Consider the following 17368-nt stretch of genomic DNA (forward strand, 5'->3'; position numbering starts at 1 on the left):
CACTTTCACTTCCTCCTATCAAGTCCGCTATACGCCCTTTTTCTCCAAATATATGCCATATGCATATAGAGCATGTCTTTTCTGTGTATTTATTTTAAGAATTGCTGTTTTCGTAACCCATGTTACTTTCTAACAAATAAAATCTATGGGGTGATTTTTGCTCCAGTCGCTTGCTTTCCGATACGAATTTTTGAAAAAGCCCTAATGCCGGCTTTTTCAAGAGCAAATTCGTCTTGGGGGCGTTCGTCGAGCCTCCTCGTCGCTATCGCTCCTGCGGGGTCTCGCCTGTAACGCTAATCCCCCAGGAGTCAAGCGCCCTCCGCTCCAATCAACAAAGTGCAAAAAATCAAAATTGTACTTTAACATAGCCAAATATTTAAAAAGGATGTTTTTTCCAAAACTATGAGGATTGATGATAAAATAGGCGTAAGGAGGGGAATAGAAATGTTATTAATTTTCTTAACCATTCTTGCCATTGTGATTACGAGCCTATGTCTAAGGTTAACTTCACAAAATAAAAGAATACGTTTGATTGTGGGTATAGGATTGACTATTTTTTCGATCATTGCTTATCCTGTTCTCGTTCCATTTTTCGGTGAATGGAACGCATTAGAGGGTGTTGCGAGTCTAATGGCTTTCCATTTCCTCTTATTTATTGGAGGTATCATCACCATCATTGCGGGATTTTTTACAAAAAAAAGCCGCACCAAATCAGGAAGACATTTCCCCGATTAAAATTATGAAATTAACTATAAAAGAGGAACCAAAATGAGTAGATTGAAACAAGATTATTTGACTTTAAGAAAAGAGTTTTCCGCTGTGCCAAATCACCAAGCTATTTCTATCACCATCACAAAAATAGCTAATCTGCTGTTCTGCACGCCGCGCAATGCTAAAAATATCATTTCAAAAATGATCGAAGCAAAATTACTTGAGTATCAAGGGGGAGTTGGTAGAGGTAATGCATCTACCATTGTTTTCTTAAGATCTCTTGAGGACGTCGTTTTAGATGAAGCCAAGTCGCTTGCTGCATCAGGCAAAATTGAAGAAGGATTCAAACTAGTGAAAGAGTATGGTTCGATCCATACTTCCACTCAACTTATTGAATGGGTGGGCAGTCTATTTGGTTACACCATTAGTAAAAGTGAGCACGAAATCAAAGAGATGATAAGACTGCCCATTTATCGAGACATTAATACCTTAGACCCCGCAAAATGCTTTTACCGCCTTGATTCCCACATGGTGAAACAAATATTTGACCGACTCGTGGACTATGATGCTGAGCGTAACGAGGTTACTGCAAAAATAGCTCATAATTGGAAAGTAAATGATGATTACACGGTGTGGACTTTCTATTTGAGGAAAGGGATTCTTTTTCATGATGGAAACGATCTCACATCCCAAGATGTTATATATACATTCAATCGTCTAAAAGAAAAACATCCACTCCAACAATGGATCGTTGAAAATATTGTTTCAATTAACCGTAAAAACAATTACTCAATCGTTTTTAAACTTAAAAATCCAAACTGCATTTTCCCTCAGTTCCTTGCCTATATTCCGACCTCCATTGTATCGAAATCTAAACAAGATCCTATTGGGAGTGGAAGCTACATGGTAAAAGAATATCATCCAGGGAAATGCAGGCTATCAGCGTTTCAGCAATATTATTTTGGCAGACCCCATATTGATATTGTTGAGCTTTTGCATATACCCCAATCAGAAGAAAATGGCGAACTTAAAGACTTGATGTTGCAAGTACGAACAGGTGAAGAACTAACGAAAAGAGAAGCGGGTTGGCAAGAACAAGAAAGCTTTCTTGCAGGCTGCGTGGTTTTAACTTTTAATTTAAATAAGAACGGCCCACTTAAAGAACTTTTTTTAAGAAAGGCAATCAGTTACTTTATTGATCGTCGTCAATTATTGTTTGATTTAGGTGAACCTCGATTTTCTCCTGCCGAAAGCTTCGAGCTAAAATTGAAAACAACTCTTACAGATAGGGATTTTTCAATTATTGACGGAAAAGAGAATCTTAAGCAAACAAAATACAATGGAGAATCCTTATCCCTTTATACATACAAACGACATGAGGATGATGCAAAGTGGATATCTGCACAGCTTCGTACCCATGGAATAAATATAGAGCCCATCATTCTTTCTTGGCAAGATATGCAAAATCCCGATGTTCAAAATAAAGCTGATATGATTCTCTTTGAAGCTGTTTTGGGTGAAGGAGAAGTGCAGTTTATAGAACTCATGCAATCAGGTTATAGTTTCATTCATAATCATCTGGATGAAATTTCAAAGGAAAAGATTGATATCGAAATTAGGAATATCATGAGTATCCCAGATATAAATGTCCGAAACCAAAGGGTAAAGGGAATTGAACAATTGTTGAAAAATGAATCACTGTTGACGTTTCTTGTTCACAAGAGTGTCGCAACAAGTTCACACCCAAGTCTAAAAGGGGTAAAAATAAACGAAAAAGGTTGGGTAGACTTTAAAGAAATTTGGTTTGATCAAGAAGCTGATTCAGAGGGATAAGGAGGAAATTATTGTGGGGGAAAGCATCGGATTGATTTTTTGGGTATTGATTATCGTTTCCCTTCTTTTCTACATAAAAGGCTTGTTAACAAAATCATGGGTTGCTTACTGTATTAGCGGGCTTGCGTTATTACTTCCTTCTTTATATTTTCTCGGCGCTGAAAATTGGAGTAGAATAGTGACTTTAATTCCCCTTCTCCCTTTTTATCAAGCTTTTTTAACAAAAAAATGACCATATAAAATGGAATTCCGTACTGTTTGATGAGAAAATCAACCAGTACGGATTTTTTAGTTTCATATCCAAAATATTTTTTCAACTGACAGATCTTATTCTATTTTAAGCCCCATATTGTCGACCATTTGTAGACGAGGAAAATAATTATATTCCATGCAGCTGCGGTAAGAAAAATGGCTTCTGATCCCCATTTAACCATTGCAGGCCCTGCAAAATACATCGCAATGGGCATACATACACGGTATAGGGTACCAGTAATGCCTGCAATTCTTCCAATCAGATGTGATGGAGTCTGCTCGTGACGAATTGTATACGATGTGACAACGTAAAAACAAATCGACATCCCATTAACGAACAAAGATAGACAAAGAATAGGCACATTTGGAAATGAAAACAAAAGCAAGTACGCTAAAGCACTTAACAAAAATGAAAAACCCAACACAGCTCCAATTCCATACTTCATTCTCAGTTTCGAAACATATAAACTCCCTAAACCTCCTCCAATTCCTGAGAAAGATAGCACAATCGCAAGCATTGAAGAGGATAGTTTTAGTTCATCCATAGCAAAGAAGATAACCGTTGTACTGACCACTATCATAGAACAATTAATGAAAATGATGAAAATCGTTACTTTCCACAGAATTTCGTTCCCAATAAATGCCTTCCAACCATCTTCTAGTTCGTTAACGAATTTTTCTTTTGGCTTTAAAGGTTCAGATGACAGCTGAATTTGAGACAATAATACTACACAAACCATGTAGGCTATCCCAGAAAATAAGATTCCATTTGAAATATCCGAAAATATGAACATAAGTCCTGATAATGCAGGCCCCATAACACTAACCATAGTTTCTATCATATTGAATTTTGCGTTGGCGGAAGTTAGTTGGCTCGTGGGCACACTTAATTTAGTTATACTGACTTGTGCATTAAAATAACCATAATTAAACGTCATTAACAAGAATCCAATCATGTAATAAAGATACATTGTTGTATTTTCTGTTTTAAACAAGAATGCCATTATAAAAAGCAGAACAGCCTGAATGGCCGTCATAGTGAGAACCCATTTCTTCTTATTGACACGATCAACGAGAACACCAATAAACACTCCAAAAAGAAAATTGGGTAGGAGTTCGGCTGTCCTCATTGTCGTCATCGCAATAGGGGAAGAAGTAAGGTGATACATCATAAGCGGTAGTACAATCTCATATACTTTGTTGCCTATGGTTAATACTAGGCTCGTTAACAAGAGCATTGTTAAACTCTTGTTCTTAATTGTAGACTTTTCACATGCGGACAGTGTATTTACCGACATTATTAATCCCTCCAAAATAGTTCTTAACTTAATTCTAGAGGTCAAATGGCTTAATAAAAATGCTATAAATATGAAGGGGAATTTCTCCTTTTTTTGCTAACATTCATCTAAAAGTCTGTAAATTTCAAAAAAGTAGAAAAAACACGAAAAATTTTTGCATGTATTTTGCAAGAATCCTATTGCAGGTAAGCACTTACGGGTTTATGATATCAATTGAACCTAATATTTAGGGTAGCGAAGCTTTTTTACACCTTTGAAAATACCCATTTGAAAGAAGATGAGCACGTGAAATCCGAATCTCACATTAATCGATTAAATGAAAAATACAGCATAAGAAATGGCATAGCTTCAACTGTAGTCATGAATATAAGTAACAATTATTTCGCCCTATTTGCTATTGGTGTACTCGGTGCATCCAATTATCAAGTTGGTCTCATTAGCTCTTTACCTCAATTTATTGGCATGTTTGCCATGATTTTATGTTCTATCATCATCGAAAAATATGAAGATAAGAAACAGTTCACGGCATATTCCATCTTTTTCACAAGATTCTTCTTGTTTTTGATGGCTTTCGTTATGCTTGTCCCAACTGATTACAGGGCATGGACTTTTGTTATTCTAGTAGGGTTGATGAATTTCCCGGGATCGTTTGCCAATCTAAGCTGGCAGTCCTTCATTGGCGATCTTATCCCAGATGAACGTCGAAGTGGTTTTTTCAGTGAGAGAAATCGGATTTTGACAATGGTTGGTATGGCAGTGACATTCTTAATTGGCATACTTTTGCAAATGTTTGCGAAGAGTAATCCAATACCTTATCAACTTCTGTTTTCGGTCGCGTTTATCTTTGGAATTGTGGAGGTATATTTCTTAACGAAACATGTTTCTAGCAAGAAAACCCAGCCTTCAAAAAAAACAATTGAATTTAAGTTGGATGTTACCATTTTTAAAGACAAACCTTTTATCTTCTTTGTCATATGCGGATTGTTCTTCAACTTTGGCTGGCAAATGGCATGGTCCCTTTTTAGTATTTATCAAATAAAATACGCCATGGCAACAGGTCTATGGATCAGCTTGTTCACAGTTGCCAATCAGGTCGCTCAAATCGCTAGCTTCAAATGGTGGGGGAAGATGGCCGATAAGCATAGCAATGCAAAAATGATGATTTTGGTTTCATTAGGCATGGCAACCGCGCCAATTATGACAATCATGTCTACAAACTTGATTTACCTTATTTTTGTTAACGCCTTTTCAGGTTTATTTGTCTCTGGAACGGTCCTGATTTTATTTAACCAATTGCTCGAAGTAACGAATGAAAATAACAGAAGCACATATATTGCTAAGTATAATATTGTCCTAGCTATCATAGGATTTATTGCTCCACAATTTGGGGTATATTTATTAGAAGTAACAAGTATGGAAGTGGCAATGACCACCTCGACAATTCTTCGGGCATCCAGTGCCATTTTCTTTGTTTTCCTATATGTGTACCTAAAGAAAAGAAACGAAGAAATGAAAATAGTAATATCGTAATTGTATTTTTTGCATATATATAGGAAGGAAGTAGGACAATGAGCACATGTAACTTAGACCACTCACACGAGGATGTAAAGAAGAAATATGAATCCCAAGCTGCATTCTTGCCTGCTGAAATCAATTCACTATTTAAGGGTTACTTGGAAAAAAAGCACACTCAATTAGAGCTAAATGAAGTCTTTCATTTATTAAAAAAATATGACATATCACCAGTAGAAGTAAGGGGAATCAAAAACGAGCAATTACTTCAAATTTTAGAAAAGTATTAACAATTTACGCATCCAGATTTGTCGAAAGCTGCCAGTTTTTTTGGCAGTCTTTTTCATTTTCTTTTTGCGAGATGTGTGTTAAAGTATATTTTGTTCGTTTAACTTACGGAAATGGTAAGTAGAAGGAGATCATATGAAAATACTAAAAAATTTACCGAAAGAACTTAAGAATCGTAACTTGACTCTGTTTTATATCGCGGTCGTTCTTTTTTGGTTAAAAACTTATGCAGCATATCAAATCGAATTTAATCTTGGCATTGATAATGGCCTACAACATTTCTTACTATTTATTAATCCGATCAGCTCGACCTTATTGTTCTTTGGATTTGCGCTTCTGTTCAAGAATCGCGTTCAAAACGTCGTCATGATCACCATCAACTTTTTACTATCATTCTTGCTGTACGCGAATGTCGTTTACTACCGATTCTTTAGTGACTTCATTACCGTACCGGTGTTGACGCAATTAAAAACGAATGCTGGTCAGCTAGGTGACAGTGTATTCTCATTAATGTCGGTATTCGATATTTTCTACTTTACAGACACCATCCTTTTGATTGTACTTGCTATCAAAGGTGTACGAATTGCGCGTGAAAACAGCAGAAAATCATTTAAATTTATTGTGGTAGCTGCAGTTGCAACATTTTTCTTCAACCTTGCACTTGCAGAAAAGGACCGTCCTGAACTTTTGACACGTTCCTTTGACCGCAACTACCTTGTGAAATACCTTGGTGCTTATAACTTCACGATTTATGATGTGATTCAAAATGCGCGTTCATCTAGTCAGAGAGCGATGGCAGATAGCAGTGATATTACTGAAGTTGAGAACTATCGTAAAGCACACTACGCTGAACCTAACCATGAATACTTTGGAAAAGCAAAAGGAATGAACGTTATTTATGTGTCCTTAGAGTCATTACAAACATTTATCATTGACTATAAGTTAAACGGACAAGAAGTAACACCTTTTCTAAACTCTTTGACACATGATAAAAACACATTCTACTTTGATAATGTTTTCCATCAAACAGGGCAAGGTAAAACATCTGACGCTGAATTCCTTATGGAAAATTCACTGTATCCAATGTCTCAAGGATCAGTCTTTGTAAATAAAGCACAAAACACTTACCAGGCAATGCCTGCAATTTTGAAAAATAATGGCAACTATTCTTCAGCAGCGTTTCACGGTAACTATAAAACTTTCTGGAACCGTAATGTGATGTATAAAGCACTTGGATATAACCAGTTCTTTGACGCAGAGTACTACAGCATGACAGAAGAAAACACTAAGAACTACGGAATGAAAGATAAGCCGTTCTTCTCAGAATCTATGCCGTTGCTTCAAGGCATGAAGCAACCATTCTATGCAAAATTCATCACTTTATCTAACCATCACCCATTCAAAATGGATGAAGGCGATACTGATTTCCCAGCAGCACAAACTGATGATGAAGTAGTTAACCAATACTTCCAATCTGCTAACTATATGGACCAAGCCATTAAACAATTCTTCGATAGTTTGAAGGCTTCAGGACTATATGACAATACCATTGTAGTAATGTACGGAGATCACTACGGTATTTCTGAAAATCATAATGATGCAATGGCAGAAGTTATGGGTGAGGAAGAGATTTCACCGACTACAAATGTTAAGTTACAACGTATCCCGTTGTTCATTCATGTTCCTGGTGTTGAAGGTGGACAAAAGCACGAATACGGCGGTCAAGTTGACGTACGTCCAACAGTTCTACACTTGTTAGGAATTGATACAAAGGATTATATGGAAATGGGTTCAGATATCTTATCACCTGAACACCGTAAATTTGTAGCTTTCCGTAATGGCGATTTTACTTCTGCTGAAGTCACTCAAGTTAAGGGAAATTGCTATAACACAGAATCTGGGGAACTCCTTGAAAAAGGCTCTTGCTCAGAACTATCTAACAAGGTAAAGAATGACCTTGAAATGTCGGATAACATTGTCTACAAGGATTTACTTCGTTTCTACAAGCCAGATGGATTTACACCAGTGAATCCGAAGGAAATCGAGTATATTAAAAAGGCGGTAGACTTAAAAGAACCTAAGTCACCGAATCAACCTTAATTTGTGAAAGAGTGGAGATCTTGTATCTTCACTCTTTTATTTTATCCAAAAAAGTTTAAGCCCATGTAAAGGCCACGTTAAGTTCTTGCGTCATTCTAAAATGAAAATACTAACGTGGTTAAAGAATTGTGTAATATAATGGAGTAAAAATGACAAGAAGTGAAGTGTATAGGATGACGGAAGAAATCAAAATATCGGTTAGAACGCTCGTGGAATACGTATTTAGTAGCGGTAGCATTGATTCGCGATTTCGAACTACCACATCCATGACCGAAGGAACAAAAGCGCATCAAAAAATTCAAAAATCATATGGCGAGCATGATCATCATGAGGTATATTTGGAGATTACCATTTTATTTGAAGACATTAATTTTAAGATTGAAGGACGCTGTGATGGCATCCTTCAATCTGAAGATGGGGTCATCATTGATGAGATAAAATCAACATCAGGAGATCTTGGACTTTTAGAAGAGGATTCATATGGTGTTCACTGGGCTCAAGCAAAATGCTACGCATACATATATTGTTTAGAAAAAGGGCTCCAGTCCTTATCCGTTCAACTTACCTATTACCAAATTGATACTGAAGAGATAAGTCGTTTTATTAAACGATTTACCTTTGATGAATTAAAGCATTTTATTATGGAAACGGTTGAAGCTTACGCGCCATTTGCACAAATGAAACTTCATCACGTCAGAGCCCGAAACGAAAGCATTGAGATTCTTACTTTCCCATTCGAAACATATCGAGAAGGGCAGAGGAAGCTTGCTGGGGCTGTTTATAAAAGCATCGTAGATAGTAAAAATATTTTTGCAAAGGCGCCAACTGGCATTGGCAAAACCATTTCTACAACGTTTCCATCTGTAAAAGCCATTGGAGAAGGACATTTACAAAAGTTCTTTTATTTGACTGCCAAAACGATAACTAGGCAAGCAGCCGAGGAAGCTTTTGCGTTTATGAAACGTAAAGGCCTCATCTTACATAGCGTAACATTGACGGCAAAAGAGAAGATGTGCTTGATGGATGAGGTGAAATGCAATCCCGACTCTTGTCCGTTTGCGGAAGGTTATTACGATCGAATTAATGGTGCAATTCTTGATATATTATCCAACGAAACGAATATGACTCGAGATGTGATTGAACAATATTCAAAAAAACATCAAGTATGTCCTTTTGAATTTTCACTGGACCTTGCCTATTCAAGTGATGCAGTCATTTGTGATTATAATTATGTGTTTGATCCGCGAGTTTCATTAAAAAGGTTTTTCGACGAACACAAAAAAAGGACAGCCTTATTGATCGATGAGGCCCATAATCTTGTTGATCGTGCACAAAATATGTATTCAGCAGAGCTCTTTAAGTCCGCATTCCTTGATATTTACAGGCAATTTAAGGTCGTCAACAAAGAAGTCTCTAACAGTTCTAAATTGATTAATGACTATCTTTTAGCGACAAGAAAGGGAATGGTGGAAGAGAAAAACTTAATAGTCAATGAACTACCGGAAGATTTTTTGCTGCTTATCAAGCAATTTATTATCGTAGCGGAAAAGGAGCTTTTGAATCAAGCTGGAGATCATCATACATCATTGTTGGATTGTTATTACTCTGCACAAGACTTTGAAAAAACTGCCAAACTCTTTGATGAGCGATTTGTTACTTATTATGAGGCAGAAAAGAGCGAAGTTAAAATCAAATTATTCTGCCTTGATCCTTCAGAATTATTAAGACAGTTTGGGAAAGGATTTCGATCCAAAGTTTATTTTTCAGCGACCTTTACTCCACTGGATTATTTTAAGGAGATGCTTGGAGCAGACTTTGATGATTATACCCTTGCTATTCCTTCACCCTTCTCTCCTGAACAGTCGGATGTTTATGTTTACCCACTATCGACAAGATTTCACGACCGAGAGAGCACAAAGGGAGCGATTGTAAAAGTCGTAAGTGACCTTGTTGGAGAAAGAAAGGGAAATCACCTGGTCTTTTTCCCTTCGTATGCATATTTGATGGACGTCTATGAAAGTTTTCAGATGGAGCATCCTCATTTGAAGTCAATTGTGCAAGAAAGGCAAATGACGGAGGAACAAAAAGAATGTTTCTTACGAAATTTTGAAGCTGAGACAACTGAAAGCTTAATCGGTTTTGCTGTGCTGGGCGGCATTTTTTCTGAAGGAGTGGACCTAGTAGGCAATCGATTAAATGGAGTGGTCGTTGTGGGGGTGGGCCTACCGCAAATTGGTCTTGAGAGAAACATCATGAAACAACACTTTACCAAAACTGGGAAGAATGGTTTTGATTATGCTTATGTATATCCTGGCATGAATAAGGTTTTACAAGCAGGTGGTCGTCTTATTCGTTCTGAAAATGATTACGGAACCATTGTCCTTGTTGATGACCGTTTTTTACAATCTAAATACCAACAATTACTGCCAACCGAATGGCAGGATTTTAAAATTATTAGGGGTTAGCTCTTGTTTGAGGGTAGTGAATTTGCGTCTAATTGTGTACTTAAGATTTAGGTATGGTTGTGAAGAACACCGAAATAGGCTTAAGAAAGGCTCATGCAATCGAATTGCATGAGCCTTTTCAAACAAAACTAAGCTTTCTTGAATCCTTCTTCGTGTAAGTATTCTTCTGCTTCTTCATAAGTGAAGAAGGTGGCATCTAAATTTACTCCTGCATAAATGTTCCAAGTATCATCTTCATTCATTAAGATCAAAGTATGGTTTTCTGAGTCAACCCAGCGTTCACCTTCGTTTTGATCTATTAGTGAAGGCTCTTCCTCGACTTCTTCTTCAACCCATGTTAATGTTCGGATTGTTTTTTCAAGAAGGGTACGTAACTCTTCTTCTGAGAAATCACGAATATTGACCATGCCTTTGTCATCTTTTTTGTAGCCTTTCAAGTAACCGGCATAGACAAATCCATTTCCATTTGGATGTAGGTGATATACGATATTTTTCTTTTCACTATTATTTTCTTCTAAGTGGAAGTTAACTCTCTTTAGTGAAACGTCTTTTCGGTCAAGTTGCGGGAAAGATTCAATAATCGCTAATTTTTCTTCAAATGTAAGCATGTTGCCTCCAAAATAATTATGTTTTAGTGATTCATTATAACATAAAAGAAAAGGCTCTGTTATATTCTGGTGTTGATTTCCGCTCCAGGCACTTCGGACCAATCAACTTTGTTCAAAAATCAACCATAAGCTTTAACAGAGTCAAAGAAAAAGAAATTCCAGCAAAAGAAAACAGCCCACCACAGTGGACCGTCAATTTTCTTAAAGTGTACCTGCGAGTTCTTCCCAATACTCACATAATGTAAGTAAACCTTTATCGAAGTTCTCGAGATTGAAATGTTCATCAGGGGCATGGAAATTCTCGTCAGGTAAACCGAATCCCATTAACACTACTGGCAATTTAAGTATCTGATCAAATGCCGCCACGATTGGGATTGAGCCTCCGCCTCTCGTGAATGCAGCAGGCACTCCATATACCTTTTCATATGCTCTTCCAGCTGCTTGAATGGCAGGGTGGTCAAATGGAGTTACATAAGGTGCACCCTTATCAAATAAAGTAACCTCTACAGTAACGCCTTTTGGAAGGCTTTCCTGAACATGCTTTTTCAAAAGATCAGCGATTACGTCTGGATCTTGATTTGGGACGAGACGACATGTAACTTTTGCGTGTGCTTCTGAAGGGATGACCGTTTTAATTCCATCACCTTGGAACCCACCATAAATCCCGTTTATTTCAAGTGTCGGACGAGCCCAAACTCGTTCTGTAGGGGTGAAGCCCTTCTCTCCAAAAAGAGCAGGCACGCCAAGCTGCTTTCTTAACTTTTCGTCATCCATGTTTAAGGCTTCAAAGGCAGCTTTTTCGTCAGATGTTAGTTCTAATACATCGTCATAAAAGCCTTCTACAGTTACTTTGCCGTCTTCATTATGAAAACTATCAACAATTTTGACAAGGGCGTGAATGGGATTATGAACGGCACCCCCATATAAACCGGAATGCAAGTCGCTGCTTGCACCTTTGATGTCAATTTGGAGTCCGCACAAACCTCTCAACCCATAACAGATTGTAGGCTTGCCGCGTTCGAGTAAACTTGAATCCGAAATGACAATGACATCTGCCGCCAATTTGTCCTTGTTTTCTTCAACAAAAGGAGGGAGGTTCGGACTTCCGATCTCTTCTTCACCCTCAATCAAAAACTTGAAATTCAAGGGAAGAGTTCCGGTTGTTTGTAAAATACCTTCAACTGCTTTAATGTGCATGAAAACTTGACCCTTATCATCACTTGCACCACGTGCATACAGCTTTTCATCACGAATTTCCGGTTCAAACGGAGGAGATGTCCACAATTCAACTGGATCGACTGGTTGTACATCATAATGACCATAGATTAACACAGTCGGTTTGCCAGGTGCATTTAGCCATTCACCATAGACCGCAGGGTGTCCTTTGGTAGGCATTACTTCTACATTTTCTATGCCTGCACTTTTTAAGGCATTAACTGCCCAATCCGCACCGCTTTTCATATCATTGACATGATCGGGTAGAGCACTAATACTCGGGATGGATAGCCATTGAAATAATTCATCTAGGTGAGCTTGCCGATTTTTCTTAAAGTATTCTTTTGTTGATTCTTGCATTTGATTTCCTCCTTCATATGTCTATCCGTAATATTTCGACAATCGGAGAAGTTTATCCTTCTTCATTCCTAATTCCTATTTAGCATCATAAATTAATGGAAAACTAATTGATTTTTTGAATTTTTAGTGTAAAATTACACTAAAGAAGGAAAATTTTATCATTTGAAAGTGGGGATATTATGGCCGGGGCTTATAGAGAAGAGCGTAGACGTCAATTCCGTCAAGATTTAAATACGCTTAAAGAAGAAGGTTATCTCTCAGCTGCCATAACAGATGAAGTGGCCAGAGCACATCATCAATATCATTTAGATCTCATGGCTGAAGAAAAATTAGAAAAGGAAGAAGTACACACTCCTATAAAACAAGAATCTGTTTCCGTTAATAAACCAATCCAAAAGCCGCAGGTGGTTAAGAAGACACTCTCTCCAGAAGAGTTAAGAGAGAGAAACATCACATGGTCGCTTAATATTGGGGTCATTCTACTTCTAATCGGCGGACTTTTTGTAGCTACGAGTAATTGGGAAACGATGACGCCTTTCATGAAAAGTGGGGCAATTGCAGCTGTTTCTGCCTTATTTTTCTTGCTTGCCTTTTTAAGTAAAAAAGTGTTGAATATTGAAAAGACTGGATTCGCTTTTACTGTACTAGGAAGTTTATTTTTACCCATATTTATACTTTCACTAGGCTGGTTTGGTCTTCTGGGAAGCTATTTATCTATTCAAGGGGAAGGGAAGTACTTTTTGGGGGTTCTGGGAAGTTTTGTACCTGCCATTGCCTATCTCTATTTCTCTACTAAATTGCAATCTAGATTGTTTGTTTGGTTCACATATATTTCCATTAGCGTTGGGTCAGCATTCTTGTTAGCCGGTTTTTCATTACCGCTCGACTATTTTTATTTGGGTATCATGCTTTTCAATGGCTTGGTGATCTATGTGTATCATTGGCTAAAAAGCAGAAGTCAATATACCTTGTTTTCAAAAGAAATGGTTCATTTTTCTCAAATCAATTTGGTGTTATCAACCTTATTTATGCTATTTGTGTACGACAATCACATTTTATATAGCGTAAACTTACTATTAACGGCAGTTATCTATTTATCGATGATGTTCGTCAGTGGAAAAAAGGAATTCCATTTTGTTTTCAGCGCTATGATCGTATATGGTGTTTATCAATTGATTGAAAACAGTATACTTGATATGGCTGGACCGCTGATTTATGCACTGGTTGCCTTTGGATTTATGTTGCTTCCAAACCTTCTAAAAGATTCATTTCAACTTAACAAAGCATTTCAATACACGAGTGCTGTGGTGTCCGGATTGGCATTCATATATATCAGCCTTGAAGGTATCTTAATGAAGATGGGTGAGGCATCATTTATTTTAATGGTTGCTTACTTCATTATTGCATTGAACTTTATCTACTTAACAAATGTTCATAAAAAGCATTTATTTATGTACTTAAGTTCCATTTTCCTTTTCACTGCTTTCTTTGAAGGTTTTGCGCTTGTAGATGTTAATTTAATGGACATTCACTATGCTTTACAAATGTTTTTGGCAGGGTTTGTTCTGTTACTGATTGTCGGAACAAATAAAGGTGCAAAATTATTAGAGTTTATCCGCAATAGTTCACGCGATGTTTCAATCGGTATCATGATCCTGGCTATTCTACTTGCTGAACTCGAAGAAAGCTGGTTGGCACTTGGGATGATGTTTGGCTTATTCGCGCTGTCGTCGTTTATCATCCTAAAGGTTGAAAAAAGGAAATTGTATACTCAAGTTGCCATTTGGACTATCCCAGTTGCTTCTGGCCTAACCATCGCTTCTATTGGACAATATTTGCACTCTTATCAGCGATATTTATTCCAGGGCTTTACTGAGGACATTCATTTAGCCTTGGCATCACTATTTGTCTTCATCATGAGTTTTGCTTGGAGCAAACTAGGGGAGCAAACAATTTCAAGGGCAAGCTTTCTAGTTGCCAACGGATTCTATCTCTTAAGCATTCTTGCATCGTACATCCTGCCCACAGAAAACGATTGGATACAACCTTTGATTTTAAGCGGTGGAATCTTGATGTTTAGCCTTTTATATATCAGGCTACGACTTCAAGTTGTACCATTTATGATCAGTATTACTACTTTACTTGCTTATTTTTCAATCTGGGAAGCGATCAATGAGACCGATAAACTGGAATTCATCCATTACACTGGTGTAGGTGTCTTACTATTTGCGGTTGCTTTTCTATTTCATGAAAAAGAAAAGTATATTTACCGAGCATTTTCATGGACTGCTCACATCTTTTATCCTATGGCATTAGCATTTTCAATATTGGAGTCATTTGACAAAGCGGAATTTAATTTCTTAACGGCCATCCTTATTTATGCAATGAGCATGAAGCTGTCATCAAAGGAATGGCAAAAGAAAATATTCCTATATGCAGCGTTTACAAGCCTATTCTTAACCATTGCAACAGGGCTTGAAAGATTGTATTTTTATTTTGAAACTCCATATGCCTTCCTTATTACAAGTATCCTAATCTTAGTTCTATGGTTATGGTCAAAGGATCCTTTCAGAAAGAGAATTCCGTATTATTACGTACCATTTTCGATTCTAGGTATGAGTTCATTTTTAATAGGTTTTCCTAAGGAAGGACCGGATTATCTAGCGTTCCTTTTATACACCATGATTGTTCTATTCCACCTACAAAAAGTAAAATGGGACATTTTCACATGGATTCCTCTGGTCTTACTATGGAAAGTTGCATTGGAATTTACAATTTACGAAGGATGGAGTAATCAATGGTCCATTGCTCTACTTGCAGGACTAGGAATCCTAATACTCTTTACAGGTAAGCTCTTATACAAGCATTTGATTTATAAGGAAGCAGGAAAATCACTTCTGAACATCGATTTTTATACAGTTGTGTCGCTTTTGTATTTCTTATGTCTGTACAGGTTCGAAACTGAAATGTTATGGACGGTACCCTTACCGGGTCTGCTCATTTCACTCGCTATATGGCTTCAGCAAAATAGAGTGAATCCAAAATGGCGGATATTTGTGCCGGTGGCATCTATAATATTTTTACTTCAGCCCTATTACGGTCTAATGATGGAGTTGGAACTTCCAGAATTATTTGAAAGAGAAATCTATGTATTGCCTTTCGTACTGGTTGTTATTTTTATCAAGAAAATCTTAAAGGGTTCTTATGAAGCTTTTACGAGCAGACTTCAATGGGCAATACTTATTATCGTTGCATTACTCCTCATTCAAGATGGTCTAGCAAGTTCGACGATATATGATGCGATCATTCTCGGAACATTATCACTAACCTCTATGCTTGCCGGTATGTTCATACGTGTAAAATCGTATTTCTTTGTTGGAGCTGGAGTGCTTCTATTAAATGTATTTCTACAAACTCGTCCATTTTGGGGGAATATGCCGTGGTGGGCCTATCTGCTTATTGCAGGCTCCATCTTAATTGGAGTCGCAAGCTACAACGAATGGCATAAGCAAAAAGCTGTTAAAGGTGAACCGACACTGATCACAAAATTCAAAGAAAATGTAATCAATAAACTTAAAGAATGGAAATGATGATGAAAAGAGTAGACGTTGTATATGCATTTATTCAAAATGAGAACGATGAAATCCTGGTTGTACAAAATCATCGAGAAAACGGATACGATTTTACCCTGCCAGGTGGCGCAGTCGAGGCAGGAGAAACACTTACTGAAGCCTTAATACGTGAAGTGAAAGAGGAGACAGGTTTTGAAGTTGTACCCAGAGAACTCTTGTCCATTAACGAAGCATTTTTCCAAAAAAGTGGACACCACACGATATTCTTCACGTTTTCAGCAAGAGTAACTGGAGGGAAGATTGAAATTCTCTTCCCAGATGAAATCGCCGAAGTAAGATGGATGAGCCCTGAAGAAGCCGATCTAAAAGTTAAGAATTTTGGTGATGGTCTTAAAACATATTTCACCAATCAAAGCAGCCCTTATTTTTTCAGGGGACAGATGTGATAGAAAATATAAAGAACGAGGAAATCTTACATGATGACTGAAAAAGAAAAAATGATTTCTGGGGAGTTATATTTAGCTGGAGATGAACAACTGGTCAGAGAACGTGAAAAAGCAAGACGAATGACACGGGAGTATAATGCCACTAAAGAAACAGACTATGAAAATCGCACACAACTGCTTAAACAACTTTTCGGTTCCACTGGTAATCAACTTTATATAGAGCCAACCTTTAGATGTGATTACGGATATAACATTCATGTGGGCGAAAATTTTTACGCTAATTTTGACTGTGTGATATTGGATGTCTGTGAAGTGAGAATCGGAATGAATTGTTTCATGGCACCAGGCGTGCACATCTATACGGCCACGCATCCTATTGATCCAATCGAACGCATTTCAGGTGCAGAGTTCGGTAAACCTGTTTTGATCGGTGATAATGTTTGGATTGGAGGAAGGGCCGTCATCAATCCTGGAGTGAAAATTGGGAACAACGTGGTTGTTGCCTCCGGCGCTATCGTCGTTAAGGATGTACCCGATAACGTTGTTGTAGGGGGAAACCCAGCTCGAGTCATAAAACAAATAGAAACTAAGTAAGAATGAACGCTTGGATTATAGTATCCAGGCGTTTTTTGTTTAAATGCCTTTAATGAATAGCTGTTTTCGCACTGATTGTTGCTTTTCGGATGCACTTTCATCCCGCATTCTTTA

General features: G+C 37.4%; 12 protein-coding genes. 9 read left to right on the plus strand and 3 right to left on the minus strand.

Translation table 11 applies throughout. The features are described from left to right. The first annotated feature begins 444 nt into the window (after window positions 1-444). Together BMZ31_RS10315 and BMZ31_RS10320 are read left to right on the plus strand one after the other, a co-directional pair. Complete coding sequence (locus tag BMZ31_RS10315; protein ID WP_090831661.1) at window positions 445-735, plus strand: hypothetical protein; 291 nt, start codon at window positions 445-447, stop codon at window positions 733-735. Window positions 736-768: 33 nt separating this feature from the next. After that, the gene (locus tag BMZ31_RS10320) at window positions 769-2544 is read left to right on the plus strand and encodes an ABC transporter substrate-binding protein (protein WP_090831662.1); all 1776 of its coding nucleotides are present in this window, start codon (window positions 769-771) and stop codon (window positions 2542-2544) included. A 332-nt stretch (window positions 2545-2876) separates the two neighbouring features. Here the strand turns inward: BMZ31_RS10320 and BMZ31_RS10330 are convergent, their stop codons facing one another. Further along, complete coding sequence (locus BMZ31_RS10330; protein WP_090831663.1) at window positions 2877-4094, minus strand: MFS transporter; 1218 nt, start codon at window positions 4092-4094, stop codon at window positions 2877-2879. Between the two features lie 285 nt (window positions 4095-4379). On the opposite strand from BMZ31_RS10330, the gene BMZ31_RS10335 reads away from it, so the two are divergent. From BMZ31_RS10335 to BMZ31_RS10350, 4 genes are all read left to right on the plus strand, one after another. Next, on the plus strand, window positions 4380-5624 hold the full coding sequence (locus BMZ31_RS10335) for an MFS transporter (RefSeq protein WP_254778734.1): 1245 nt from the start codon (window positions 4380-4382) through the stop codon (window positions 5622-5624). Window positions 5625-5662: 38 nt separating this feature from the next. Beyond that, a complete protein-coding gene (locus tag BMZ31_RS10340; RefSeq protein ID WP_090831664.1) occupies window positions 5663-5896 on the plus strand; it encodes a group-specific protein in 234 nt (77 codons plus the stop codon). 133 nt (window positions 5897-6029) lie between these two features. Further along, entirely contained in the window at window positions 6030-7994 is a 1965-nt protein-coding gene (locus BMZ31_RS10345; protein WP_090831665.1) for a lipoteichoic acid synthase, read from the plus strand. A gap of 149 nt (window positions 7995-8143) precedes the next feature. Continuing rightward, window positions 8144-10459: an ATP-dependent DNA helicase gene (locus BMZ31_RS10350; RefSeq protein WP_368086640.1), complete on the plus strand. Its 2316-nt coding sequence runs from the start codon at window positions 8144-8146 to the stop codon at window positions 10457-10459. 128 nt (window positions 10460-10587) lie between these two features. Here BMZ31_RS10350 and BMZ31_RS10355 read toward each other — a convergent pair whose 3' ends face one another. Both BMZ31_RS10355 and BMZ31_RS10360 read right to left on the minus strand, forming a co-directional pair. Next, window positions 10588-11067: a hypothetical protein gene (locus tag BMZ31_RS10355; RefSeq protein WP_090831666.1), complete on the minus strand. Its 480-nt coding sequence runs from the start codon at window positions 11065-11067 to the stop codon at window positions 10588-10590. 201 nt (window positions 11068-11268) lie between these two features. Further along, window positions 11269-12642 (minus strand): dipeptidase, encoded by a 1374-nt coding sequence (locus BMZ31_RS10360; protein WP_090831667.1) that lies wholly within the window; start codon window positions 12640-12642, stop codon window positions 11269-11271. 179 nt (window positions 12643-12821) lie between these two features. On the opposite strand from BMZ31_RS10360, the gene BMZ31_RS10365 reads away from it, so the two are divergent. From BMZ31_RS10365 to BMZ31_RS10375, 3 genes are read left to right on the plus strand one after another with little or no spacing between them, the layout of a single operon-like run. Further along, a complete protein-coding gene (locus BMZ31_RS10365; protein ID WP_090831668.1) occupies window positions 12822-16232 on the plus strand; it encodes an NfeD family protein in 3411 nt (1136 codons plus the stop codon). Continuing rightward, entirely contained in the window at window positions 16229-16660 is a 432-nt protein-coding gene (locus BMZ31_RS10370; RefSeq protein WP_217644040.1) for an NUDIX hydrolase, read from the plus strand. Before BMZ31_RS10365 ends, BMZ31_RS10370 begins: the two co-directional genes overlap by 4 nt. Before the next feature lie 30 nt (window positions 16661-16690). Next, a complete protein-coding gene (locus tag BMZ31_RS10375) occupies window positions 16691-17254 on the plus strand; it encodes a maltose acetyltransferase domain-containing protein (protein WP_090831670.1) in 564 nt (187 codons plus the stop codon). Window positions 17255-17368: the final 114 nt, after the last annotated feature.

This window comes from Bacillus sp. cl95 (genome assembly GCF_900115925.1).
Lineage (GTDB): Bacteria > Bacillota > Bacilli > Bacillales > Cytobacillaceae > Neobacillus_A.

Bases quoted from the DNA above. Each gene is read 5' to 3' on its own strand.
- BMZ31_RS10315 (WP_090831661.1), top strand. From the start codon at position 445: ATGTTATTAATTTTCTTAACCATTCTTGCCATTGTGATTACGAGCCTA.
- BMZ31_RS10320 (WP_090831662.1), top strand. From the start codon at position 769: ATGAGTAGATTGAAACAAGATTATTTGACTTTAAGAAAAGAGTTTTCC.
- BMZ31_RS10330 (WP_090831663.1), bottom strand. From the start codon at position 4,094: ATGTCGGTAAATACACTGTCCGCATGTGAAAAGTCTACAATTAAGAAC.
- BMZ31_RS10340 (WP_090831664.1), top strand. From the start codon at position 5,663: ATGAGCACATGTAACTTAGACCACTCACACGAGGATGTAAAGAAGAAA.
- BMZ31_RS10345 (WP_090831665.1), top strand. From the start codon at position 6,030: ATGAAAATACTAAAAAATTTACCGAAAGAACTTAAGAATCGTAACTTG.
- BMZ31_RS10350 (WP_368086640.1), top strand. From the start codon at position 8,144: ATGACAAGAAGTGAAGTGTATAGGATGACGGAAGAAATCAAAATATCG.
- BMZ31_RS10355 (WP_090831666.1), bottom strand. From the start codon at position 11,067: ATGCTTACATTTGAAGAAAAATTAGCGATTATTGAATCTTTCCCGCAA.
- BMZ31_RS10360 (WP_090831667.1), bottom strand. From the start codon at position 12,642: ATGCAAGAATCAACAAAAGAATACTTTAAGAAAAATCGGCAAGCTCAC.
- BMZ31_RS10365 (WP_090831668.1), top strand. From the start codon at position 12,822: ATGGCCGGGGCTTATAGAGAAGAGCGTAGACGTCAATTCCGTCAAGAT.
- BMZ31_RS10370 (WP_217644040.1), top strand. From the start codon at position 16,229: ATGATGATGAAAAGAGTAGACGTTGTATATGCATTTATTCAAAATGAG.
- BMZ31_RS10375 (WP_090831670.1), top strand. From the start codon at position 16,691: ATGATGACTGAAAAAGAAAAAATGATTTCTGGGGAGTTATATTTAGCT.